This is a genomic window from Pantoea sp. MHSD4 (assembly GCF_021043305.1).
Classification (GTDB): Bacteria; Pseudomonadota; Gammaproteobacteria; order Enterobacterales; family Enterobacteriaceae; genus Pantoea; species Pantoea eucalypti.
Genome location: NZ_JAJNDH010000003.1, coordinates 85508 through 108869, shown reverse-complemented (window position 1 = coordinate 108869; position 23362 = coordinate 85508). Strand labels below are relative to the sequence as shown.

The window sequence follows — 23362 nt, the reverse complement described above, 5'->3', positions numbered from 1 at the left end:
TTTTATTTGAGAGATCACTCAGGTGACCGGCTCTTCATCGGCCTGCGCTGCCAGCAGATCAAGCAGCCGGTTGACGGCAAAACCCGCCGCACCCAGCGCCCACATCCGGTTCGATTCCGTCAGGAACTGCAGCGGCGTCATCTGTGGCGTCAGTTTAAGCCGGTAGGCCTGGAAGCTCTGAGTGATGTGATCGAGCAGAATGCGCGACGCCATGTGCGGCTCCATCGCCAGATAAACCACATCCGGATCGTAGGCCACTGACAGGTTCGCCAGCGAAATGCCCAGCTCACGTCCTGCTTCTTCCAGCACCGCCAGTACCTCAGGCGCAGGACGCTGATCCAGCGCCTGCAACGTGAGGCCTTCCACCGGTTCCTGCGCTGCAAGCCGCTGCAGAATGGCACGCGATGAGGCGACATCCTCCAGCAGACGCAGCGAGCCGTCCCCCACCAGCCCATTGCCAATCTCGCCCGCTTTGCCGTGACGACCACGGTAGAGTTGACGATTCAGGATGATGCCCGCACCAATCCCTTTGCCATAGGTGGCGATCACCGCCGACTGTGCATTGCCAAGCTGACCAAACACCAGCGCCGCCATTGCCATCGCGTTGGCGTCGTTCTCGATAAATACCGGCAGTGAGAAACGTTCTTCCAACAGACGCGCAATCGGGACGTTGTCCCAGTCGAGCACTTTAGAGCGGATGCAGTAGCCATTTTCAGCATCCACCAGACCCGACAGTGCCAGACCAATCGCACCGACCCGCTTCTCCTCCACGCCGCGCAGGAATTTCGCCAGCGCATCGCCAAGCTGGCGGGGTGTCAGCGTGCCAGTGGGCATCTGCTGTTCGCCCAGCAGATTGCCGCTGAGATCGGTCATGACGATAAGATTACGTTCCGCATTGAGCTGAATGCCAATCACGCTGGCGCGATCGGGATTGAGGCCCAGCAGGGTTTTTGGCCGCCCCATCGATACGCGACGCAGCCCCAGCTCCTGCACAATCTCCTGCGCCAGCAGGCGATTAGTGGCCTGCGACACGGTCGACATGCTGAGTCCGCTTCGGACTTTCAGGTCTGACTGGCTGATCGGCGCATTTTCAACAATCAACCGCAGAATGCGCGCGGTTACGTTGGGAGCGGTCATAAGTTCCTCGGGTTATCTGGCGGAAGAGGCTCCGCCAGCGTCAGATCGGTAATCGGACAGGCGCCAGCTGCTGCGCCAGTATCAGCGCGCCGCTCAGGGCATCGCCCTGCGGCGTCACCAGCCGGGCCTGAATATCGTCGTCCAGCCAGCGCTGAATCGGCGTGGCCAGGCCACCCATCAGCGCCACCCGCCCGCTGCTCAGCGCAATCAGACGGCGCACCATCAGGCCGATATCGGCGGCAGTCTGATGCAGCAGATCCTGAGCGTGGCGGTCGCCCGCGTCGGCGGATGCAAAAATTCGCGGCACTACGCGGGCCCAGTCTGCAGGCGTCGCTGAGCGCGTCCAGAGCAGCATGGTTTCCGGGCTGTCGTCAAACTGCGTCATCAGCTGCTGTGTAAAGGCGCTCTGTGGAATGATCGCCTCATGGGCCAGCAGCGCCAGACGCAGCGCACGACGACCCAGCTCAGCACCCGATCCCTGATCAGAGAGAGCAAAGCCCCAGCCACCCAGCAATGTAAACTGCTCGCCATCCCACGCGGCTCCCTGACTGCCGGTGCCGATAATAAAGACAGCGCCCGGTGCGCCGGAATGTGCGCCCGCACAGGCGATTTCCACATCGCTGACCACCTGTAACGCCGCACAGGCAGGCTGCCAGCTGGCAAGCCTTGCCTGCACCGAGGCGACATTGGCCCCCGCTAATCCGGCAACCAGCGCGGTCTGCGCCAGAGCCTCCGGGGCTAATCCCGCCTGTGACAATATCCGGTCAATCAGTTGCCCGACGCAGGTCAGCGCCGCGTCGTAATCTGACCAGACGTTAGCTGGACCGCCAGTGGCTTCCGCCAGCACACGGCCCTGCAGGTCGGTTAACCGCGCACGACACTGTGTACCGCCGCCATCAATGCCAAGGAGATAGTGTGGTTGCACGCGCTTCCTTCCCTGATTAAGGGTTATAGCCATAATGAGCGAACGATAGGATAAAAAAACTTAAATCGCAATAACAAATAAATATGGCAAAAACATATCGACACTTTTCCCTTATCTTACATGGTTATAACAAAAATCACCCTCGCAAAATGCGCAGCACGTTATTGACATTAGTTTTTCTGTCGTAATAAGTTGGTGGTCAGATTATCAACAGGCGCGTCCGGACACAGGCGGGCTATGCATCATCCGATTTCAGGAGCAGGGGTTTAACATGAAAGTAGGCATTATCGGTCTCGGCTTTCGTCTGTCCCACGTGATCAAAGAGTTCAGCAAAGCCGACGACGCCTTCTCGGTAGTGGGTTATTACGATCCGGCACCCGCCGGACTGCCTAATCTGCACAGCTTTGGTATCGCGCCCGGCCAGTCCTTTGCGTCCATCGACGCGCTGCTTGAACACGGCGGAATGGATGTGGTGCTGGTTGGCTCACCCAACTTCCTGCATCTGGAACATGTGGGTCAGGCGCTGGCGGCGGGCTACACCGTGTTTACCGAAAAGCCGGTGGTGATTAATGAAGAGCAGACCATGGAGATGGCGAAACTGGTGCGCCAGTATGGCGAGGCACGCATTCTGGTTGGTCTGGTGCTGCGTTACTCCCCGCTCTATCACGATCTGCTGGCGGCACGCGATGCCGGTCAGTTGGGTGAGATCACCTCGATCGAGGCGACAGAACATATCAAGCCTTACCACGGCGCATTCTTCCAGCGCGACTGGCGACGTCTGGAGAAGTACGCCGGTCCCTACATTCTGGAAAAGTGTTGCCACGACATTGACCTCTACCAGGGGCTGTTACAGGAGCGCCCGATCCGCGTCGCCAGCTTTGGTGGCCGGAAATCCTTTACCCCCGCGCATGCGCCGCAGGGTGCGATCACCGCGGAGTCAGAGCTCTACCACGTGAAACCCAGCGGCTGGTCGAGCACCGATGCCGTCTTCGACAGCGACGCGGATATCGTCGACTACCAGACTGCCCTGATTGAGTACGAAGGCGGCGCAACACTCGCCTTCCACGCAAACCTGAACGTGCCGGATGAGTTCCGCCGTTTCTGTGTCATGGGCACTGACGGCATGGCGGAAGGCGACTTCGTACGAAACTACTTCCGTGTACATAACGCGCGCAGCGGTGAGAAAGAGGTCGACACCGCCTACAGCGGCAACGCTTATGATGGCCACTATGGCGCAGATGCGCTGATGGCCGAAGAGATTGTTAAACATATTAAACAGGGAACACCGCTGAAAGTTTCAGTCGTGGACGCGCTGGAAGCGGGCCTCACCGCCATAAAAATCGATGAGGCGCGTAAAACCCGCAGCGTAGTGGATATGCGTGAAAGCTGGCTAACATTTGACGCCAACCTGGGAAAAACCGGGGCCTGATAGCCCCATCCTGCGGGTCAGCCTCCCCCTCTGATCCCGGGATTTGAATGGCAGTATGACTGGTAACTTCCTGTACTGGCCTTCGGGCCAGTTACAACCTTTGTACTGAGCCAGCTAATAAAACCTGCGCCAGCGACCACGCACTCACCGCACAAATCCCCACAACCAGCCAAACAAACCGCTCCTCAGCCCGAGGAAACTTACGCACTTATAGTGATGGGAGCATACGCCTGTAGCAAAGCATCGCGCCGCCCGGATAAAAACGCCGGGAGCGTTTTTGAACAACGCAACGCGTTGGACCGGCAACGGGCGCACCTCAGGGATGTGGTGCGTAATCGCCCGCGCTGAGCCTGCAAGGGATGGCGCTTTTGCGTCTTTGCGAAAGGCGTATGTTCCCTGAGCGTGCACCGCAGACCATAACCGCACACATCTCCTCAGCCAACCCAACCCGCTACAACGCTAGTCCTGAACCGGATCCACCTCATTCTCAAGCTTCTGACGCCGCCGCAGATGCGGAAACAACTTCATCCACAACGCCACCACAATCAGCGTACCGATGCCGCCAATTGCTGCCGCAGGTGCTGCGCCCACCCAGGCGGCCAGCAACCCCGACTCAAATTCACCCAGCTGATTCGAGGTATTAATAAATATCGCGTTAACCGCATTCACCCGCCCGCGCATGGTATCCGGCGTATCCAGCTGCACCAGCGCACCGCGAATCACCATACTCACCATATCAAAGCCGCCGAGGGCGCAAAGCGCCAGCAGTGACAGCCAGAGTTGCGTGGAAAGCGCGAATAGCAGGGTCGCAACGCCAAAGCCTGCTACTGAGCCAAACATAATCATCCCGACATGTTTTTCCAGTTTATGACGGCTCAGCCAGATACCCACCAGCAACGCCCCCACCGATGGCGCACCGCGCAACATCCCCAGCCCCCAGGGCCCGGTGTGCAGAATATCTTTGGCAAAAATCGGCAGCAGCGCCGTCGCGCCGCCCAGTAACACCGCGAACAGATCGAGTGAAATCACCCCAAGCACATCTTTACGGTCACGGATAAAGTGAATACCGGCAAACAGATTCTTTAAATTCATTGGCAAACGGGCCTGCACCGGGCGCTCATAGCGCAGCAGACTCACCAGCGTCAGCGAAATCAGATAAAAGAGTCCGGAAACGCCATACACCACATGCGGGCCAGCAACATAAAGCAGCCCGCCAAGCGTTGGCCCGACAATCACAGCCGCCTGCCCGCCAACTGAATTCATCGCCATAGCACGTGCCAGAATCGAAGGAGGCACCAGTGAGGGCAACATCGAAGACATCGCCGGCCACTCCAGCGCTTTTGCCACCGCAATCATAAAGACCAGCCCCCAAAGCGCGGTCTTATCGGCAGTATGAAATAAGGTAAGCACCACTAATGCCAGCAGTGCGACAAATTCCACCAGTTGGCCGAACAGGACGATGCGCCGCCGGTCATACTGATCCGCCAGATGACCCGCTGGCAGCGCCAGCAACACCGACGGCAGAAACTGCATCAGGCCAATCATCCCTAACGCCATTGCGCTGTTGGTCAGCGCATAGATCTGCCAGCTGATCGCCACCGAGAACATCTGAAAACCAAATGATGAGCAGGTGCGCGCTAGCCAGAAGGCGACAAAAGTCCGATGTCGCCACAGCGACTCTTCCGCTGCGGATGCCATAAATCCCATGTCTTATCCCAAATCAGGTGAGAAAACCCGCGTCGTTGCGCGGTGTTATTGGTGTAAATGTTGACGATACCCGGTTAACAGACCCGGATGAGAGCGCAGGGTCTTCGGCTCCAGCCCTGTCTTACTGCGCAATACACTGCATTACTTTGCAGTAACGGTGTGTCAGCCCCATCCTGATTATTAACAACCTATTGATACCGACCATTGAATATATTCCAGCACATCATCAGATACCAAAGGAATTATCATCTCACTGTTAATAGGTATATTTACTTTCTAATCCAACAAAAGGGTGATTTGGATTATGCAGTTGATCTATATTTATTCACGCGTTTAAAAAAATGCGATTTTTTATATGCTTAATTATCAATAAATCCTTTTTATTGCATTTCGTAGAGATAATGAAAAACAGTTTATATAACCCTTATGTTACTGAACCTATTCATCACGTTAAGCGTAATGTCACAGGCATTTGCTATAGCGTGCCTTATCTTGAGCAAAACCAGGACCGCGGAAATATACTTAATACAAACAACATTGTTTCATTGCACAACAAAATTGCAAGTGAAGAAGCATTAATGATTGTTCCGGTTGGCGATATTCGTTTGCAGGAAATGATCGCGATTCCGGACGCCTATGCACATTTACAAAATGAGCGCGTCCGGATTGGAATAAATTATTCCAGCTTAGCTGCGAACAGTGCGTCACTGCTTGAATTAACAACGAAATTTGATTTCTGGCTTTATGATTTTGCACCGCCGGGAGCAGACTGGCGACTACTTGAATCCTTTCCTTTTTCAGGTATTGTTTTAACTGAATCGTTCTTCAGTGATAATTACGAAAAATTTACCTTTCCCTTTTTTATGGCGACATTCCGTGAAAAAGGTGCAGAGGTCATCGTGCGATGTCATACGCCGCCTTTAACCGCTGAACAGTTTACTGAGATAAACATCAGCGGCTGGCAACAGCAACGCTCGGATGGCGATCTTATTAGCGGCTGATTCATAAATCCTGCCTTCCGGCGTTAAGGGCACATGGCGGTGCGCTTAACGTCCTTTAATCCCTCATAAAATGTCGTATTACTCCAATTGTTAAGCGCTTTAAGCTAAAAAAATCAAACCTCGATCTAATTTTGCTATAACATTTAACACAAAGGGACCGTCTGTCTTATCGGAAGAGATACTCAAGAACACCTTTAATCATTTGTACTTGATAACTGGAAACAGCCTATCTGGTTGTTTTCGTGTGTTTTATGGCAACGAAACGAGGTCGATATTATGGGGAAAAACTCCTCATCTTTTGGCGTAATTCGTTTCCTGACAGTACTGTTCGCAGTGCTGACGGGCGCGTTTATGCTGATTGGCGGTGGCTGGTTAGCCGCCATTGGTGGTTCCTGGTATTACGTTTTCGGCGGTGTGATTATGCTTATCACCGCTTATCTGCTTTCCCGTCGCAAAAGCACCGCGCTGGTTCTTTATGCGCTGCTGCTGATCGGCACCCTGATTTGGGGCGTGTGGGAAGTGGGTACCGACTTCTGGGCACTGGCACCACGCACTGATGTGCTGGTGATCTTCGGTGTCTGGCTGATCCTGCCGTTTGTTTATCGCAGCTTCAATGCCGGCAGCAAAGCGGCACTGGGTTCGATGGCTGTCGCGCTGATTGCCAGTGCCATCGTGCTGGCTTATGCGGTATTCAACGATCCGCAGGTTATCAACGGGTCTGTACCAGAAACCGCTGACAACGCTCCGCAGGCTACGCCGCTGAGCAACATCCCGGATGCTGACTGGCCCGCGTATGCGCGCGATCAGCAGGGAACCCGTTTCTCGCCGCTGAAGCAGATTAATCACCAGAACGTGAAAGAGTTGCAGGTTGCCTGGCAGTTCCAGACAGGCGACATGAAAACCCCTAACGATCCGGGTGAAATCACCGACGAAGTGACCCCGATTAAAATCCGCGACACGCTTTATCTCTGTTCGCCACACCAGATTCTGTTTGCGCTGGATGCGGCAACCGGTAAGCAGAAGTGGAAGTTCGATCCGGGCATGAAGGTGAACCCGACCTTCCAGCACGTGACCTGTCGCGGTGTCTCTTACCACGAAGTGCCCGCAGCAGCCGATGCCGCGAACACTCAGCCTGCTATCTGCTCACGTCGTATTTATCTGCCTGTGAACGATGGCCGTCTGTTTGCGCTGGACGCAGAGACTGGCGAACGCTGCCCGTCCTTTGGTGTCAACGGCGAGCTGGATCTCCAGCATAAACAGCCTGTCACCACAGCGGGTATGTACGAGCCAACTTCTCCGCCGGTGATTACCAATACCACCATCGTGATGGCGGGTGCGGTTACCGATAACTTCTCGACTCGCGAGCCATCAGGCGTGATTCGTGGCTTTGATGTGAATACCGGCAAACTGCTGTGGGTATTTGATCCGGGCGCGAAAGACCCGAATGCTATTCCGGCTGATGAACACACCTTCACCATGAACTCTCCTAACTCATGGGCCCCGGCAGTTTACGATCCGAAACTGGATACCGTTTACCTGCCAATGGGTGTGACCACGCCGGATATCTGGGGCGGCAACCGCAAGCCAGAGCAGGAACGTTATGCGAGCAGCGTACTGGCCCTGAACGCCACGACCGGTAAGCTGGTCTGGTCTTATCAGACCGTGCATCACGACCTGTGGGATATGGATCTGCCGTCTCAGCCGACACTGGCTGATATCACCGATAAAGATGGCAACACCGTACCGGTTGTTTACGCGCCAGCGAAAACCGGCAATATCTTTGTGCTGGATCGTCGCACCGGCAAGCCAGTAGTTCCCGCGCCAGAAACGCCAGTGCCACAGGGTGCCGCTAAAGGCGACCACGTTGCTGCCACTCAGCCCTACTCTGAGCTGACCTTCCGTCCGAAACAGAACCTGACGGACAAGGACATGTGGGGCGCGACGATGTTCGACCAGCTGGTGTGCCGCGTGATCTTCAAGCGTCTGCGCTATGAAGGTCCGTTCACACCGCCATCTGAGCAGGGCACGCTGGTCTTCCCGGGTAACCTCGGTATGTTCGAATGGGGCGGCATCGCAGTCGATCCTAATCGTCAGATCGCAATTGCTAACCCAATGGCGCTGCCGTTTGTCTCTAAGCTGGTTCCACGTGGCCCGGGCAACCCGATTGAGCCGCCGAAAGGCGCTGAGGGTGGTTCAGGTACGGAAACCGGTATTCAGCCACAGTATGGCGTGCCGTATGGCGTCGAGCTGAACCCGTTCCTGTCACCGTTTGGTCTGCCTTGCAAACAGCCTGCCTGGGGTTATGTCTCCGCGGTGGATCTGAAGACCAACAACGTGGTCTGGAAACAGCGTATCGGTACCGTTCGCGACAGCGCACCGGTTCCGCTGCCGTTCAAAATGGGTATGCCAATGCTGGGTGGTCCTGTCACCACCGCAGGTAAGGTGTTCTTCATTGGTGCGACCGCAGATAACTACCTGCGTGCTTTCAGCACCGACACCGGCGAGCTGTTATGGCAGGCACGTCTTCCAGCAGGCGGTCAGGCGACGCCGATGACCTATGAAGTGAATGGCAAGCAGTACGTTGTCATCGCGGCGGGTGGTCATGGCTCATTTGGTACCAAGCTGGGTGACTATGTGATTGCCTACGCATTACCTGATCAGAAGTAATTCACTGGAAAGTGAATAACAAAAGGCGGACTCCGGTCCGCCTTTTTTGATCGCGCTATTTCTGCATTCCGCGCCAGTTAAGCCACGCGCAAAATAACATTACTCCGCAGGTTGCCAGAAACACGGGTCGCATCCCAAACGCACCGGCGATCACCCCACCAAACAGCGGGCCGCTCACCTGGCCGATATATTGCGCCGAGGTCGAAAACCCCAGCATCCGCCCCAGCTGTGAGGCCGGCACGTTATGGCGAATAATTGCCGTGATGCACGGCATCAATCCGCCCAGGGCCATCCCCATCAGAAAACGTAATAACACCAGTTGCCAGGCTGCCGTGATAAATGCCTGTGGAATCAGCAGCAGCCCGCTGATTACCAGACCGCCAGTCAGTACCCGCCAGTGCCCCACCCGATCGGCCAGACGACCCAGTCGGGGTGCCGCCAGGATCGTGCCCAGCGCCGCAGCAGACATCACCAGTCCGGCTACCACTGTGACCTGATGGTCACCCCGCACAAACTCGCCCACATAGAGCGTGATAATCGGCTCAATCGACATGCTGGCGAAAATCAGCAACATGCCGGAGAGCCACATCAGCCGCACCAGATTGTGGTTAACCGGCTGCTCTGCAGGCAGCTGTTGCGGATTGCCGCGCGACGTCGCCGCAGCACGTGGCAACTCTCTGAGTAAAAAGGTGGTGGCGAGGAAAGCGAGAAAAATTACCGCGCCCGTCAGCCAGAAAGTCTGACGGATGCCAATCAGCGGCGGCAAGACGCCCCCAAGCAGCGGCCCGACCACGTTGCCCGCCATAATGCCCGAGGAGAGGATGCCCAGCGCCCAGCCGGTCTGCGCTTTAGGGGTTTGCGCTGCCACCAGAATGGTCGATCCCGATGCGTAGCCGCCCAGCAGCCCCGCCAGCAGGCGCAGCGCCACCAGTTGCCACGGCGCCGTCGCCATGCCAATCAGCGACATCGCAATCGCCATTCCGAGACTGGCCCGAATCAGCATCAGTTTACGACCATAACGATCAGCCAGCCGGCCCCACAACGGTGCCGTCAGCGCGGCGCTGAAAAAGGTTGCGCCATAGGCCAGGCCGGACCAGCGGGCAATAGCCGCAGGCTGCTCAACACCCAGTTGCTGAATATAGAGCGGCAGAAACGGCAGCAGCAGCGTCATCGCCACGATAGTGGTAAAAGAGCCAGCGACGCAGACTGCTAAATTCCGTTTCCAGTGTTGAAACTCTGCCGTTTCGGGTAACTGTTGCATGGTGATATCCGTTGAATGATCAGGGATACAGGCTAACCGGAGTCGCACAGCAACAACAGTCCTGGCAGAATAGTTACTCTATGGCGCTGATTGTTGTCAGCAGGCAACAATCAACCTGGATTTAGGGCCTCAACCAGTGCATCACACAGTAGCGTCACCGGTGACACCGGGTCGGGATGGTCGTGAAGCAGGAGATAGCTTTGCAGGCGATCCATCTGCCACTCCGGCAGCAGCTGCTGGATATCCCCACGCGCCATCGCCTCCTGCGCCATGTAGGAAGGCAAATAGGCGATGCCACTGCCCGCCAGCGCGGCATTAAGCAGCGCCATGCTGTTGTTGGCGCGAAAACGACTGCGCACGTCCAGCGCCAGTCGCTGTTTATCCCGGCGGAACGGCAGCGCGGCGGTGTGTGCCGGACCATGGAACATCAGCAGGTCGTGGCGCGGCAGCATTTCGGGGTGGGTGATGGCGGGCCGCTGCGCCAGATAAGCGGGCGCGGCATAGAGTCCCCAGTCGATATCGCTCAATACCCGGAAATTGCCCTGCTGCGGGGATCGGGATCGGATCACAATCGCCAGATCCGTCTGATCGTCCAGCCGATCATGATTGCGATCGGTCAGATCAAGATCAACGTTGATATGCAGATGACGACGCAGAAAACGGTTCAGAACAGGAACGACACACTGGCAGCCGAAGGTGACGGGTGCCTGAAGTCGGATATGGCCGGCGGGCTGCTGATGCAACTGCTGCACAAAGGCTTCGGCACGCTGCACTTCAGCCAGCATTCGCACACAGTAGGGATAGTATGCCTGGCCCATCTCGGTGAGTGCCAGCCGCCGCGTAGTGCGCTGCAATAACCGGATACCGAGCCGCAACTCCAGCCGGGCGATCTCCCGACTGACATGGGATTTGGACCAGCCCAGTGCGCGGGCCGCTTCACTGAAACTCTGTAATTCTACTACCCGAGCAAATACCAGCATGGCGGTTAAATTCGCGCCGTTTTCCATGTTTCCCGACTCCGAAAATAAAGGGATGCTGGCAACAAACTAACACGTTCAGGCTGGGACGCTGTGGCGGGCGGGAAAAAAAGCGAGGCAGAGGCAGGAGGAGAATGGTGCAGAGCGCGGGCCGACCTTCCCGTCTGCTGGCTGTGACGGGAAGATCTTATCAGGCATCAGCTGGCCATCGCCAGGGGGAACAGCAGCCGATCCGGCTCGACGCGACGCTGACGGCGCAACTGGCCCGGCGTCATCATGAAATAGTTTTTAAAGGTGCGGGTGTAGGCCTGCTGGGTATCGAAGCCGTAGTTCATCGCCACCTGCAGTATCGCTTCGTTGCTGCTCAGCAACGTGAGCGCAGACTCGGTCAGGCGGCGCTGACGGATATATTCTGCCAGTGAAAAACCAGTATGCTGTCGAAACAGGCGTTGCAGATGCCAGCGCGAATAGCCTGAGCGGCGCGCCACTTCATCCAGGTGCAGATCGTGTCCTAAGTTATTCTCAATCCAGTCCAGCAAACTCCGAATAAACTCGCGCTGATTCATGGTTCCTCCTGTCGATTCTGATGTGCAGTGGAACCACTTTACTTGTTTAAATTTATCCCTTAATTAGCAGAAAATTAGCGCAGAATTAGCAAGGACGGAAACGGGTGCCGCATTGCGCGGCCAGACGCGACTCCAGCAAAACGTTAAGGCCGGCAGACTGCCAAAATAATTTGTGCTGAGGCAAGGGCGAATCCCCAAGAGCTGACATCAGTCAGTGAATGGGGTGAGCAAAAGCAGCCAGTGCCGCCACAGTGCGAAGTATGACGGCTGCGGTCCGCCAAAATAATTCGTGCTGTAGCAAGGCGGCCAGACGCAGCCGTCCCAGAGAGCTGACATCAGTCAGTGACCTGGGCGGTAAGTCGCAGCCAACGCCGCCATAGTGCGAAGTATGACGGCGGAAGGATAATTCTGGCCTAACAATTAGTGAGTAAACTCTCTCTTATCTTTATGAAGGAGATCAGCCATGCGCGTGTTACTGGTTGAAGATGATGAAATGATCGGCGCTAACCTGCAGCAGGCACTGCAGGGCGCGGGCTGGTCGGTGGATTGGGTGCGCGATGGCGTCTATGCCCAGAACGCCTGGAGCGAAGGCGGCTACAGCTGCGTGCTGCTCGATCTCGGCTTACCACGGGATGATGGCCTGCAGGTCCTGCGCCGGGCGCGCGGGCGCGGCGACGCGACGCCAGTACTCATTCTTACTGCACGCGACACGGTGGCGCAGCGGATTCAGGGACTCGACAGCGGTGCTGACGACTACCTGCTTAAACCGTTCGATTTACAGGAAGTCATGGCCCGGATGCGCGCCATTACCCGACGCAGCCACGGCGCGGCAGATTCCGTATTGGGCAGCGGCGATGTGCAGCTGGATATGATGACCCGTGAAGTGCTCTACAAAGGCCAGCGTGAGCAGCTTACGGCGCGCGAATATGCCCTGCTCTACGCCCTGCTGGAGCGGCCGGGCGCTATTCTGTCACGCGAGCAGCTGGAAAACCGTATCTATGGCTGGGGCGATGAAGTCAGCAGCAACGCGGTGGATGTGTTGATCCACGGGATGCGCCGCAAGCTGGATAACGACGTGATCCGCAACGTGCGCGGTCTGGGCTGGCGGGTGCCGGCAATATGAAACCTTTTCGCTTTATGCGCTCACTGCGCAACAAATTACTCTCTACGCTGCTGATTATTCATCTGCTGATGATCGGTGGCGTCACCTGGTATTTCTTCAGCTGCTACGGCGATATGGTCGGCACCATGAAGGACGATCAGCTGGCCAAAATCGCGGATGCCTGGTCCACCAATAAACAGATGCCCGCCCTGATGCCGATGCTTATTGCGCCTGACAAGGCGAAAAGCGCCTTTGTGGTGCAGCTATGGGACGATCAGGGCCAGTTGCGCGCCAGCTCATGGCCGGAGCTGCAGGCCCCGCTGCAAAACCAGCGTGGCTATCGCGACGTCCATATCGGTCAGTGCGACGACTGTGAATGGCGCATCTATACCCGGCCCGGCTTGCCTGGCAGTGAGATTAAAACCATTCAGGTGATGCACAATCTCAGCTACATGAAGGCATTGATGGTCAAACGGGCGCTGTCAGCGATCATTCCAATGATCCTGATGATGCCGCTGTCGCTGCTGGTGATCTGGCTGGTCGTACGCAAGATCACCCGTGATCTGCAGGTCGCTTCGCGTCAGATTGCCGCGCAGGAGACGCATCATCCGCACAACGTCTCACCGGAAGGTTTACCGGATGAGATCCTGCCGCTGGTGGCCGCCTATAACTCGCTGCTGAGTAAACTGCGTGAGGCCTGGTCGTCACAGCGTCAGTTTTTGGAAGATGCCGCTCATGAACTGCGCACGCCGGTAACGGCCGTGACGTTACAGCTGGAAAACCTGCGTCAGCATATTCAGCCAGGCGAAGCGAGCCGGCAGTTCAGCCAGCTGGAAGCGGGCGTGACACGTACCCGTCACCTGGTCACGCAATTACTCAATGTCTCACGCCAGGATGACCAGAGCGTGGTCGCCAGCGTTGAGCATATCGAACTGGAAGATCTGCTGAAAGAGAGCATTGAGCAGCTGATGGTCGTGGCGGATAAACGCGGCATCGATATCGGCTTTAATGGCTCCACGCAGTACCGTCTGCAGGCCAGCCGTTCCGAGCTGCGAAGCCTGTTCGATAATCTGATTGGTAACGCCATGCTACACACCCCGGAAGGTAGCCTGGTCGATGTACTGCTGCATCGGGTTGCCGGAAAGACCGTGGTCGATATTGTGGATAACGGGCCGGGCATGCCGGAATCCTTTATCGAGCGCGCATTTGATCGCTTTACCCGTTCGCCTGATGTTAAAGCTCAGGGTAGCGGCCTGGGATTATCCATTGTGCGCAACGTCGCTCAAAAGCATCAGATTCACGTCGCCCTTTCTAATTGCCTCTCGCCACAGGGTGCAATTTGTGGTTTGCAGGTTCGCGTTACACTTCCCTGATTCCCGCTGTTTGATCACGAACCAGACAACGTAAACGGTTGCCTGGTTCCGTTCGATCCACGCCGTTATTGTGAAGCTCATCACATTTTAGCTGAATTGTAATGCAACACTTTTTGACAAACGTGAGCAAAATCTATTTTCTATCGATCTGTTACAGGCACGCTACGCGGGCTGAAGAACTGGCTGTTATTTGCTGTGAAACCCTCATTCCCATCAAGGGACCGATTTTTCTCTGACTGCGTCTGCTGTGCGGCGGTCAAAAGCATGTGGCTGATAATAATGAAATATAAAACGTTGATAGCAGGTGCCGTGCTGGCATGTTCATTGAGTGGTGCTGCGCAGGCAGCGGAAAGCGATCCGCAGTATGTCTCCGACTGGTGGCATCAGAGCGTAAACGTGGTCGGTAGTTACCACACGCGTTTCGGACCGCAGTTTAACAACGACGTTTATCTGGAATATGAAGCGTTTGCCAGGAAAGACTGGTTTGATTTCTACGGCTATCTCGACGTGCCTAACTTCTTCGGCGTGGGCAACAGCAATGCCAATGGCGTGTTCGACCACGGTTCACCGATGTTTATGGAGATTGAACCACGCTTCTCTATCGACAAGCTGACCGGCACCAGCCTGGCCTTTGGCCCGTTCAAAGAGTGGTATTTCGCCAACAACTACATTTACGACATGGGCCGTAACAGCGATAACCGCCAGAACACCTGGTACATGGGTCTGGGCACCGATATCGATACGCACAGCGATGTCGGCCTGTCGCTGAACGTCTATGCCAAATATCAGTGGGAAAACTACGGCGCGGCGAACGAAAACAGCTGGGATGGCTATCGCTTTAAGGTGAAATACTTCGTGCCAATCACCACGCTGTGGGGTGGTAACCTGGGCTATGTGGGCTTCACCAACTTCGACTGGGGTTCCGATCTCAATGAGAAAGGCGGTTCATCACGCACCAGCAACTCTATTGCCTCCAGCCACATTCTGTCCCTGGGTTACGATCACTGGCACTTCTCTGCGGTGGCGCGTTACTTCCATAACGGCGGACAGTGGGCGGATGGCCAGGAGCTGAACTTCGGCAAGGGTCCGTTTGAAGTGAAATCGACCGGCTGGGGTTACTACCTGGTGGCGGGTTATAACTTCTGATAATAGCGGGCGGTTGCAACAACCGCCCGTTTAGTCGGTGAGCTGGCCCAGGACATCACGCATCAGGGCCAGCTTTTCAGCTGCAGGCTAATCTGATAAGCACTGCATCTGCTCTGCATTTAATTCTGCGGCTTCTCAACATTAATGCGCCATGGAATGTTGAATTTATCAATGAACATCGCGAATCCGTTCGACCAGAACGTCTCCTGCCATGGCGTCGTCACTTTGCCGCCTGCCGATAATTTCTCAAACCAGGCTTTGCCCTTTTCAACATCATGGGTAGAGAGGCTGACCGCGTAACCCGCATGCTCTGACGCTGGAGGCTGTTCGGTATTGCCATCGCTGAGCATCAGCTCACCGTCACCAATGCGTAATTGCGCATGCATGATCTTTTCTGGCGGCTGTGGCGCTGCGGACTCATCGCCGACCTGCTCACCCTGATCCGGCATATCACCGAATTTCATTTTAGAGAGTAACTCTCCACCGGTTGCCTGCAGGTAAAAGTCGATAGCCTCTTCACAACGGCCATAGAGAAACAGATAAGGACTAACTTGCATCGTAACCTCTATTTGTCGGTTGGATTTTTTCAGTACCTTAACAGTGTAGACGATCGACTTTACGTACTGATTTTACTGACAATAACGGCGAAAGAGTTGTGCCATATAACTGCTCATTGGGGTCAGCGTCGTGTCTTTGCGCTGAATCAGATAGAAGATCGCTTTCGGCAAAGGGTCATCGAGCGACAGTGCCACAAGCGAACGGCCCAGAATGGGATCGTCAATCACGTCGACCGACAGAATACTGATGAAATCACTTTGTGCCACCAGGCTGGTGCAGGCCATAAAGGTTTCACAGGTCACCACGATTTTAGGTGCCATGCCGCGCTCGCCAAACAGATCGTGCAGCAAGCGATAGTAACTGCCTTTCGGGGTTGGCATCGTCCAGTCTGCCTGCTGTAATTCTGCCAGAGAACGGGCTTTCTCCAGCGGATGGCCTTTGCGCACCACCACTTTGTACTCGCGTTCCATTACCCGCTCATACATCAGCTCCTGATCGAGATGGCTCTGGTCATACGTATTGATAGTGAAATCAAGCGCTCCCTGACGCAGCTCATGCACCATTGAGACCAGCTGGCCTTCAACAATGCGCACCTTCACGAGTGGGTATTCGCGATGAAACTGGTTTATCACCTGCGGCATGATGGTGCGGGCCACGCTGCCACCCACGCCAATATTCACCTGACCGCCGCCCAGCCCCAATCGCTGCTGGATATCCTCTTCGGCGACCCGCAGCTCTGCCAGTACCAGGCTGGCATGACGAAAAAAGTTATCACCGATATCGGTCAGCACGACACCCTGCTGACGGCGGATAAACAGCTTTGCCCCCAACTCGCGCTCCAGCTCCTGAATCGCTTTGGTTAACGCCGGTTGCGACAGCCCGGAAAGTCGGCTTGCCGCCCGGATACTGCCCTGTCGCGCCACGTCAGTGAAAGCGCGCAGCTGATGAAGTTTGAGATTGGCAGACATAGTTTTTCGATAACCGTTGTTTATCAGTCACAAGATATTCGCATCTTATGCCGCCCAACTCCATTGTGTAGATTCGATGCAGTGCATAAAAAATCAACAACGAGGAGAGAGCCGATGAGACCCCTTTCAGAGCACGTCTGCGCCCTGCTGCCAAAGCTGCAACAGTGGCGTCGCGACTTCCATCACTACGCCGAATCGGGCTGGCTGGAGTTCCGCACCGCGACGTTAGTCGCAGAAGAACTGCATAAGCTCGGTTATCAACTGAAGCTGGGCCGTGAAGTGATCGACGCCGATGCGCGGATGGGCTTACCTGACGAAGCCGTACTGAAGCAGCAGGAGGCGCGCGCGCTAAAGCAGGGCGCGCTACCGCAGTGGATCAGCCACTTCTCCGGCGGATTCTGCGGCATTGTGGCGACACTTGAGACCGGTCGCCCCGGTCCGGTGATGGGCTTTCGCGTCGATATGGATGCACTGGATCTCAATGAAAGCCAGGCCGGCGATCATCTGCCACAGCGTGAAGGGTTCGCCTCCTGCAACGCCGGCATGATGCACGCCTGCGCCCATGACGGTCACACCACCATTAGTCTGGGCCTCGCTTCCGTGCTGATGGCGATGAAAGATGAACTCAGCGGCACAATTAAACTGATCTTCCAGCCCGCCGAAGAGGGTGTGCGTGGTGCCAAAGCGATGGTCGCGGCGGGCGCAGTCGATGACGTTGATCGTTTCACCGCAATTCATATCGGTACCGGCGTGCCGGCAGGCGAAGTGGTATGCGGCAGCGACAGCTTCCTGGCTACTACCAAGCTGGATGTTCACTTCACCGGCGTCGGTGCTCATGCGGGCGGTCGCCCGGAAGAGGGGCGCAACGCCCTGCTGGCTGCCGCACAGGCGACGCTGGCGCTGCATGGCTTAACACAGCACAGCGGCGGCGTGGCGCGGGTTAACGTTGGCGTGCTACAGGCAGGAACCGGCCGCAATGTGGTGGCCGACTGCGCCCTGCTGAAAGTCGAAACCCGTGGCGTCACTAATCAGGTGAATGACGATATTTATCAGCAGGCGCTGCGAGTGATTGCCGGTGCAGCCGCGATGTATGGCGTTGAGCAGCAGGTTTCATTAATGGGTGCTGCACGCAGCTGTACCCCGACACAGCCGTGGGTCGATTTTATCCATCAGCAGGCAGATGCACTCGGCATATTCGACTCTGTGGTCGATCGTAAAGCGCAGGCGGCAGGTTCGGAGGATGCCACTTACATGATGGAGCGCGTAAAGCAGCGTGGCGGTCAGGCCTCTTACGTCATTTTTGGCTGTGAACTGGCGGCGGGTCACCACAATGCGAAATTCGACTTTGATGAGCGGGTCATGCCAGACGCCATCACGTTGCTGGCAACGCTGGCGCTGAATCAGGCACAGTTCGGAGGATCACAATGATTGAAGCATTTATTGCCGGGTATATCGATCGCCATCAGCTCCGCTTCAGCACGCTCAGTGACGCCATCTGGGACACGCCGGAAACCCGTTTTGCCGAAACCCGATCCTCTGCTCTGCTGGCTGACGCGCTGGAAAAAGAAGGATTCACTGTGGAACGCGGTGTGGGTGGCATCGACACCGCCTTTATCGCCAGCGTGGGCAGCGGCAAGCCGGTGCTCGCTATCCTCGGCGAGTTCGATGCGCTGGCTGGTCTGAGCCAGCAGTCGGGCTGTGCACGGCCGCAGCCGCTGGAGGCTAACGGCAACGGACACGGCTGCGGCCACAACCTGCTCGGTACAGCAGGTGTAGCCGCGGTGTGCGCCGTAAAAGCCTGGATGGAACAGCATCACACGGGCGGCACGGTTCGCTTTTACGGTTGCCCTGGCGAAGAAGGCGGATCGGGCAAAACTTTTATGGTGCGCGAAGGGCTGTTTGACGACGTTGATGCCGCGGTGACCTGGCATCCTGAAGGCTTCAGCGGCATGTTCAATTTGCGCACGCTCGCCAATATCCAGGCGGCGTTCAGCTTTAAAGGCATCGCGGCGCACGCGGCCAACTCTCCCCACCTGGGCCGCAGCGCGCTGGATGCCGTCACGCTGATGAATACCGGTGCCAACTTTCTGCGCGAGCATATCGTGCAGGAAGCGCGTCTGCACTACGCCATCACCAATAGCGGTGGCGTTTCACCGAATGTGGTGCAGGCCGATGCAGAGGTGCTTTACCTGATTCGCGCCCCGGAACTGCCGCAGGCGCAGGCGATCTACGAACGGGTGATTAACATCGCCAGGGGCGCTGCACTGATGACCGACACCACGCTGACCGTGCGTTTTGACAAAGCCTGTTCAGACTACGTGCCTAATCGTGCACTTGAAGCGGTCATGGAGCGCTATTTGCATCAGTTTGGTTTGCCCGACTACAGCGACGAAGAGCGCGCGTTTGCGGCGGAACTGCGTGCCACTCTGACCGATGACGATCTGCGCAACGCCCGGCTCAATGCCGCCCGTACGGGTGGCGAAGCCGGTCATGCCTGGGCTGCGCAACTGGGCAATAAGCTGTTCATGGATGAGGTCGCGCCCTATGCGGTTACGCGTGAGCTGCTGTATGGCTCCACCGATGTCGGCGATGTCAGCTGGGTGACGCCGACCGCACAGTGCTTTGCGCCCTGTTTTACCTTCGGCACGCCGCTGCACACCTGGCAACTGGTGGCGCAGGGCCGCACCACTATCGGGCATAAGGGGATGTTTCTGGCAGGCAAAGTGATGGCGGCCACGGTGTTAACACTGCTAACGGATCCGCAGGCGCTGGCTGGCTGCCGGGCCGAGTTTGAACGGGTGCGCGCCGCGCAGCCTTATATCTGTCCGATCCCGGCGGGGATCACACCAACAAAACTGGCCGAATGAGCCACCGGCCGTGTCTCTGACACGGACCACTATAAAAATAGTGCAAACACATCCCTGCTTCAGCGGAGCCGACTCTGAACTCACCGTCGGTCATATACCATGACCGACGCCAGACCGGGCCTGCGCCGATAAGGGAAACACAAGACGAGAACCCATACCATGGAAGCAACATCCGAGAACCGAAGCCCCGGCAGGCTCTTCAGCTGGATCGAGCGTGTGGGCAATAAAGTGCCCAACCCGTTCTTACTGTTTGTTTATTTGATCGTGGTGCTGATGGTGGCAACCGCCATTATCAGTGCACTGGATCTGGCGGTAAAGAACCCCAGTAACGGTGAAATGGTGCGGGTGAACAACCTGCTGAGCGTCGCAGGCATTCAGTGGATCCTGCCCAATATCATCAAAAACTTCAGCAGCTTCACCCCGCTGGGATCGATTCTGGCGCTGGTGATTGGTGCCGGTCTGGCGGAAAAAGTCGGCCTGCTACAGTCACTGATGGTGAAGATGGCGTCGCGCGTCAGCCGTCGTTACGCCAGCTATATGGTGCTGTTTATCGCCTTCTTCAGCCATATTTCCTCGGATGCTGCGCTGGTGGTGATGCCGCCACTCGGTGCGCTGATCTTCCTGGCAGTGGGCCGTCATCCGGTTGCAGGCCTGCTGGCGGCCATTGCCGGCGTCGCCTCTGGCTTTACCGCCAATCTGCTGATTGTCACCACCGATGTGCTGCTCTCGGGCATCAGCACCGAAGCGGCTAAAGCCGTCAGCGATACGGTGCATGTCAGCGTCATCGACAACTGGTTCTTTATGGCGACCTCGGTGATTGTGCTGACGATAGTGGGCGCGCTGCTCACTGATAAATTCGTCGAGCCGCGCCTGCCGCAGTGGCAGGGCAACGGTGAGAAGCTGGCGGCACTGACCCCTCTGGAGAACCGCGGTTTGCGGGCCGCCGGGATCGCCGCGCTGCTGTTTATCGCCCTGATGGCGTTGCTGGTGGTGCCCGAAAATGCACCGCTACGCAATCCCACCACCGGCGCCATCATTCCTTCGCCTTTTATTCAGGGCATTGTGCCCATCATCATTCTGTTCTTCTTTGTGGTGGCGATTGCTTACGGCGTGGTGACACGGCAGATCCGCCGTCCGGATGATATCCCGCAGCTGCTGGTCGATCCGATGAAGGGCATGGCGGGCTTTATTGTGATGGTGTTTCCGCTGTCGCAGTTCGTGGCGTTCTTCAACTGGAGCAACATGGGAAAATTCATGGCAATCGGGCTGACCGATGTGCTGGAAAGCGCAGGCGTCAGCGGCGCGCCCGCCTTTCTGGGCCTGATGTTCCTGTCGGCGTTTCTCTGTATGTTTATCGCCAGCGGCTCAGCAATCTGGTCAATTCTGGCGCCGGTCTTTGTGCCGATGTTTATGCTGCTCGGCTTTCATCCCGCCTTCGCTCAGATGATTTTCCGCATCGCTGACTCCGCCGTACTGCCGCTGGCACCCATGTCGCCCTTCCTGCCGCTGTTCCTGGCCTTTTTGCAGCGTTATCAGAAAGATGCGCAGCTCGGCACCTATTACGTGCTGATTTTCCCCTATCCGCTGGTGTTCTTTATCAGCTGGATAGCGCTGCTGATGGTGTGGTATCTGCTGGGTCTGCCAATTGGGCCGGGTGTCTGGCCGAAACTGCCTTAAGTCTCAGTGCCACCGATGCAGGCATTATCGGTGGCGCTTTCTCTCTTTTCCGGCTGGGGGATATCGGGGCATGGGTTGAGTGCCCGAATAGCCTTCACATCGGCCACCGTATAGCGCGTAACACGACCAGGCACCCGGACGCCGTTTTTGATCTCAACAGCTTCTTCCAGCGATGCTTTCAGCTCGTCAAAAAAACTCACGTTAACCTCATCTTTCCGTAATTGGGTCTGCTTCTTCAGCTCAGCTTTTTTCGCGTCCGTGAAGAAAGTGTCACAAAGCGGGACTATGCTAGCGCAAGGACGCCATTTGCATCCATGCGGACCTGCCCTCACGTGACCGGGCTGAGAGACAGCCCGGAATTTGCGGCATGCAGATCCTGCTCCAGTCGTCGCTGCCGGAGTACGTGCGCCACAGATGGCAAAACCTGCAACGTACATTGCTAAATCGTCAGCAACGCCCCGCTCGGCAACGGCGGATGAATTGATTATTCTGCTATTTCTTCGCTTGCTAACGGTTAACTCTGTTAATCCTTATCTGACCGGCTGCGAGTCGTCTCACACTGCCTGAGGTTCATGCTGAAATGACCACTACCTCCACCAGCCTGCCGCCACTGCACGCTTCACCGGCGGCCCGCAACAGCTTAGCCGCACGGGTTGATGCGCTGCCCTCCTCCACGGGTTTGTGGCGCTTTATTACGCTGCTGGCGCTGGGCGGTTTTTTTGAGCTTTATGACCTGTTTGAAACCGGCTATATCAGCACCGGCCTGCTATCCGCAGGCGTATTTCACACCGGCGCGGCAGGCGTGCTGGGCTTCTCCGATCAGGCGGCATTCGCCTCGGCCACTTTTCTCGGCCTGTTTTTCGGTGCCAGCCTGCTGGCGCCCTACGCTGACCGCTTTGGTCGCCGTCTGACCTTTATGTGTGCGCTGCTGTGGTATGGGCTGTTTTCACTGCTGATGGCGTTCCAGCAGAGTGCGGAGATGATTATTCTGTTCCGATTCCTGGTGGGGATCGGGCTGGGCGTCGAGCTGGTGACCATTGACACCTATCTGTCGGAGTGGGTGCCGACCCATCTTCGCAGCCGCGCCTTTGCCTTCTCTTTTTTCGTGCAGTTTTTGTCGGTACCCGCCGTGGCGCTGATGTCCTGGTGGCTGATTCCGCAAACGCTGCTCAGTCTTGAAGGCTGGCGCTGGGTGGTGATCGCAGGCGCGGTCTGTTCACTGGTGATCTGGCTGGTGCGCAGAAATCTGCCGGAGTCGGCACGCTGGCTGGCGCAGCAGGGCCGTCATCAGGAGGCGCATCAGGTATTGTCCACGATGGAGCAGCGCTGTGGTATCCCGGCTGGCCCCGCTGTTCAGCCCGATGACGCCGCAGGGCAGCTGCCAAAACGAGGGCGTTTCAGCGAGATATGGTCACCCGCTTACCGCAAGCGCACCCTGATGCTGGTGGTGATGAACTTTTTCCAGGCGATCGGCTTTTTCGGCTTTGGTAACTGGCTGCCTGCGCTGCTGTCAGGCAACGGTGCCACGGTGACGCACAGTTTGCTTTATGCCTTCTTCATCACGCTGGCCTATCCGCTCGGTTCGCTGATCTGCAGCCGCTACGCTGACAAGCTGGAGAATAAGTGGCAGATCGTCCTGTCGTCGCTGATGACGGTGGTGTTCGGCACGCTGTTCGCCTTCCAGACGCAGCCAGTATTGCTGATTCTCTGCGGCTTCCTGATCACCTGGTCCAACGCCTGGCTGACCTTCAGCTTCCACGCCTATCAGACCGAGATCTTCCCGACCCATATCCGCGCGCGGGCAGTCGGCTTCTGCTACTCCTTCAGTCGCCTTTCTACGGTCTTCAGCAGTATTCTGATTGGGGTGATATTGCAGTATGCCGGCACGCCAGGCGTAATCACCTTTATCGTGCTGAGCATGGTGATGGTGATGCTGTCGGTAGGGATTTACGGGCCGAAAACACGCGGAATCGATCTGGAGAATATTTAAAAAAAAGGCCG

18 protein-coding genes and 1 pseudogene are annotated in these 23362 nt (G+C 56.6%); 10 read left to right on the top strand and 9 right to left on the bottom strand.

Features of this window, described 5'->3' with window-relative positions; translation table 11 throughout:
- Nucleotides 1-18: 18 nt before the first annotated feature.
- On the bottom strand, nt 19-1137 hold the full coding sequence (locus LQK91_RS10990) for an ROK family transcriptional regulator (RefSeq protein ID WP_003855670.1): 1119 nt from the start codon (nt 1135-1137) through the stop codon (nt 19-21).
- Nucleotides 1138-1177: 40 nt separating this feature from the next.
- The gene (locus LQK91_RS10985) at nt 1178-2062 is read right to left on the bottom strand and encodes a BadF/BadG/BcrA/BcrD ATPase family protein (protein WP_105099494.1); all 885 of its coding nucleotides are present in this window, start codon (nt 2060-2062) and stop codon (nt 1178-1180) included.
- Nucleotides 2063-2333: 271 nt separating this feature from the next.
- Here LQK91_RS10985 and LQK91_RS10980 point away from each other — a divergent pair, with 271 nt between their 5' ends.
- Nucleotides 2334-3491: a Gfo/Idh/MocA family protein gene (locus tag LQK91_RS10980; RefSeq protein ID WP_105099493.1), complete on the top strand. Its 1158-nt coding sequence runs from the start codon at nt 2334-2336 to the stop codon at nt 3489-3491.
- 459 nt (nt 3492-3950) lie between these two features.
- Here the strand turns inward: LQK91_RS10980 and LQK91_RS10975 are convergent, their stop codons facing one another.
- Nucleotides 3951-5198: an MFS transporter gene (locus LQK91_RS10975; protein ID WP_003855675.1), complete on the bottom strand. Its 1248-nt coding sequence runs from the start codon at nt 5196-5198 to the stop codon at nt 3951-3953.
- Between the two features lie 401 nt (nt 5199-5599).
- On the opposite strand from LQK91_RS10975, the gene LQK91_RS10970 reads away from it, so the two are divergent.
- Both LQK91_RS10970 and LQK91_RS10965 read left to right on the top strand, forming a co-directional pair.
- Nucleotides 5600-6199 (top strand): hypothetical protein, encoded by a 600-nt coding sequence (locus LQK91_RS10970; RefSeq protein ID WP_033763389.1) that lies wholly within the window; start codon nt 5600-5602, stop codon nt 6197-6199.
- Between the two features lie 276 nt (nt 6200-6475).
- Entirely contained in the window at nt 6476-8866 is a 2391-nt protein-coding gene (locus tag LQK91_RS10965) for a glucose/quinate/shikimate family membrane-bound PQQ-dependent dehydrogenase (protein ID WP_105099492.1), read from the top strand.
- Between the two features lie 55 nt (nt 8867-8921).
- On the opposite strand, the gene LQK91_RS10960 is transcribed toward LQK91_RS10965, so the two are convergent.
- The 3 genes from LQK91_RS10960 to LQK91_RS10950 form a co-directional block, all read right to left on the bottom strand.
- Complete coding sequence (locus tag LQK91_RS10960) at nt 8922-10127, bottom strand: MFS transporter (protein ID WP_105099491.1); 1206 nt, start codon at nt 10125-10127, stop codon at nt 8922-8924.
- A gap of 110 nt (nt 10128-10237) precedes the next feature.
- A complete protein-coding gene (locus tag LQK91_RS10955; RefSeq protein WP_039660644.1) occupies nt 10238-11134 on the bottom strand; it encodes a LysR family transcriptional regulator in 897 nt (298 codons plus the stop codon).
- A gap of 167 nt (nt 11135-11301) precedes the next feature.
- Entirely contained in the window at nt 11302-11670 is a 369-nt protein-coding gene (locus LQK91_RS10950; protein WP_003855685.1) for a helix-turn-helix domain-containing protein, read from the bottom strand.
- A gap of 463 nt (nt 11671-12133) precedes the next feature.
- On the opposite strand from LQK91_RS10950, the gene LQK91_RS10945 reads away from it, so the two are divergent.
- From LQK91_RS10945 to LQK91_RS10935, 3 genes are all read left to right on the top strand, one after another.
- Nucleotides 12134-12793 carry a response regulator gene (locus LQK91_RS10945; protein WP_003855687.1) on the top strand — a complete coding sequence of 220 codons (660 nt, stop codon included), beginning with the start codon at nt 12134-12136 and terminating at the stop codon, nt 12791-12793.
- Complete coding sequence (locus LQK91_RS10940) at nt 12790-14145, top strand: sensor histidine kinase (RefSeq protein WP_003855688.1); 1356 nt, start codon at nt 12790-12792, stop codon at nt 14143-14145. The genes LQK91_RS10945 and LQK91_RS10940 overlap by 4 nt, the downstream gene beginning before the upstream one ends.
- Nucleotides 14146-14424: 279 nt before the next feature.
- The gene (locus LQK91_RS10935) at nt 14425-15291 is read left to right on the top strand and encodes a nucleoside-specific channel-forming protein Tsx (RefSeq protein WP_033743432.1); all 867 of its coding nucleotides are present in this window, start codon (nt 14425-14427) and stop codon (nt 15289-15291) included.
- Nucleotides 15292-15410: 119 nt separating this feature from the next.
- Here the strand turns inward: LQK91_RS10935 and yjdN are convergent, their stop codons facing one another.
- Both yjdN and LQK91_RS10925 read right to left on the bottom strand, forming a co-directional pair.
- Nucleotides 15411-15848, bottom strand: coding sequence for a VOC family metalloprotein YjdN (gene yjdN / locus LQK91_RS10930; RefSeq protein ID WP_003855690.1), 438 nt, complete (start codon nt 15846-15848; stop codon nt 15411-15413).
- A gap of 72 nt (nt 15849-15920) precedes the next feature.
- Nucleotides 15921-16817: a LysR family transcriptional regulator gene (locus LQK91_RS10925; RefSeq protein ID WP_003855692.1), complete on the bottom strand. Its 897-nt coding sequence runs from the start codon at nt 16815-16817 to the stop codon at nt 15921-15923.
- 114 nt (nt 16818-16931) lie between these two features.
- Here LQK91_RS10925 and LQK91_RS10920 point away from each other — a divergent pair, with 114 nt between their 5' ends.
- The 3 genes from LQK91_RS10920 to abgT all read left to right on the top strand — a co-directional run bounded on the left by LQK91_RS10920 (nt 16932) and on the right by abgT (nt 21361).
- Entirely contained in the window at nt 16932-18245 is a 1314-nt protein-coding gene (locus LQK91_RS10920; RefSeq protein ID WP_105099490.1) for an amidohydrolase, read from the top strand.
- Nucleotides 18242-19684, top strand: a complete 1443-nt coding sequence (locus tag LQK91_RS10915; protein ID WP_003855696.1) for a M20 family metallopeptidase — start codon at nt 18242-18244, stop codon at nt 19682-19684. The genes LQK91_RS10920 and LQK91_RS10915 overlap by 4 nt, the downstream gene beginning before the upstream one ends.
- 159 nt (nt 19685-19843) lie before the next feature.
- A complete protein-coding gene (gene abgT, locus LQK91_RS10910) occupies nt 19844-21361 on the top strand; it encodes a p-aminobenzoyl-glutamate transporter (RefSeq protein WP_008926630.1) in 1518 nt (505 codons plus the stop codon).
- Nucleotides 21362-21441: 80 nt separating this feature from the next.
- On the opposite strand, the pseudogene nadS reads toward abgT, so the two are convergent.
- Nucleotides 21442-21561, bottom strand: a pseudogene (gene nadS / locus LQK91_RS22030) (NadS family protein); the annotation flags it as partial.
- Between the two features lie 380 nt (nt 21562-21941).
- Here nadS and LQK91_RS10900 point away from each other — a divergent pair.
- A complete protein-coding gene (locus tag LQK91_RS10900) occupies nt 21942-23351 on the top strand; it encodes an MFS transporter (protein ID WP_003855702.1) in 1410 nt (469 codons plus the stop codon).
- The last annotated feature ends 11 nt before the right edge of the window (nt 23352-23362 follow it).

What these genes read in the sequence shown, in the direction of transcription:
- LQK91_RS10970 (WP_033763389.1), top strand. Translation starts at nt 5,600, where the DNA reads ATGAAAAACAGTTTATATAACCCTTATGTTACTGAACCTATTCATCAC.
- yjdN (WP_003855690.1), bottom strand. Translation starts at nt 15,848, where the DNA reads ATGCAAGTTAGTCCTTATCTGTTTCTCTATGGCCGTTGTGAAGAGGCT.
- abgT (WP_008926630.1), top strand. Translation starts at nt 19,844, where the DNA reads ATGGAAGCAACATCCGAGAACCGAAGCCCCGGCAGGCTCTTCAGCTGG.
- LQK91_RS10955 (WP_039660644.1), bottom strand. Translation starts at nt 11,134, where the DNA reads ATGGAAAACGGCGCGAATTTAACCGCCATGCTGGTATTTGCTCGGGTA.
- LQK91_RS10945 (WP_003855687.1), top strand. Translation starts at nt 12,134, where the DNA reads ATGCGCGTGTTACTGGTTGAAGATGATGAAATGATCGGCGCTAACCTG.
- LQK91_RS10900 (WP_003855702.1), top strand. Translation starts at nt 21,942, where the DNA reads ATGACCACTACCTCCACCAGCCTGCCGCCACTGCACGCTTCACCGGCG.
- LQK91_RS10920 (WP_105099490.1), top strand. Translation starts at nt 16,932, where the DNA reads ATGAGACCCCTTTCAGAGCACGTCTGCGCCCTGCTGCCAAAGCTGCAA.
- LQK91_RS10990 (WP_003855670.1), bottom strand. Translation starts at nt 1,137, where the DNA reads ATGACCGCTCCCAACGTAACCGCGCGCATTCTGCGGTTGATTGTTGAA.
- LQK91_RS10940 (WP_003855688.1), top strand. Translation starts at nt 12,790, where the DNA reads ATGAAACCTTTTCGCTTTATGCGCTCACTGCGCAACAAATTACTCTCT.
- LQK91_RS10980 (WP_105099493.1), top strand. Translation starts at nt 2,334, where the DNA reads ATGAAAGTAGGCATTATCGGTCTCGGCTTTCGTCTGTCCCACGTGATC.
- LQK91_RS10925 (WP_003855692.1), bottom strand. Translation starts at nt 16,817, where the DNA reads ATGTCTGCCAATCTCAAACTTCATCAGCTGCGCGCTTTCACTGACGTG.
- LQK91_RS10950 (WP_003855685.1), bottom strand. Translation starts at nt 11,670, where the DNA reads ATGAATCAGCGCGAGTTTATTCGGAGTTTGCTGGACTGGATTGAGAAT.
- LQK91_RS10965 (WP_105099492.1), top strand. Translation starts at nt 6,476, where the DNA reads ATGGGGAAAAACTCCTCATCTTTTGGCGTAATTCGTTTCCTGACAGTA.
- LQK91_RS10915 (WP_003855696.1), top strand. Translation starts at nt 18,242, where the DNA reads ATGATTGAAGCATTTATTGCCGGGTATATCGATCGCCATCAGCTCCGC.
- LQK91_RS10975 (WP_003855675.1), bottom strand. Translation starts at nt 5,198, where the DNA reads ATGGGATTTATGGCATCCGCAGCGGAAGAGTCGCTGTGGCGACATCGG.
- LQK91_RS10935 (WP_033743432.1), top strand. Translation starts at nt 14,425, where the DNA reads ATGAAATATAAAACGTTGATAGCAGGTGCCGTGCTGGCATGTTCATTG.
- LQK91_RS10960 (WP_105099491.1), bottom strand. Translation starts at nt 10,127, where the DNA reads ATGCAACAGTTACCCGAAACGGCAGAGTTTCAACACTGGAAACGGAAT.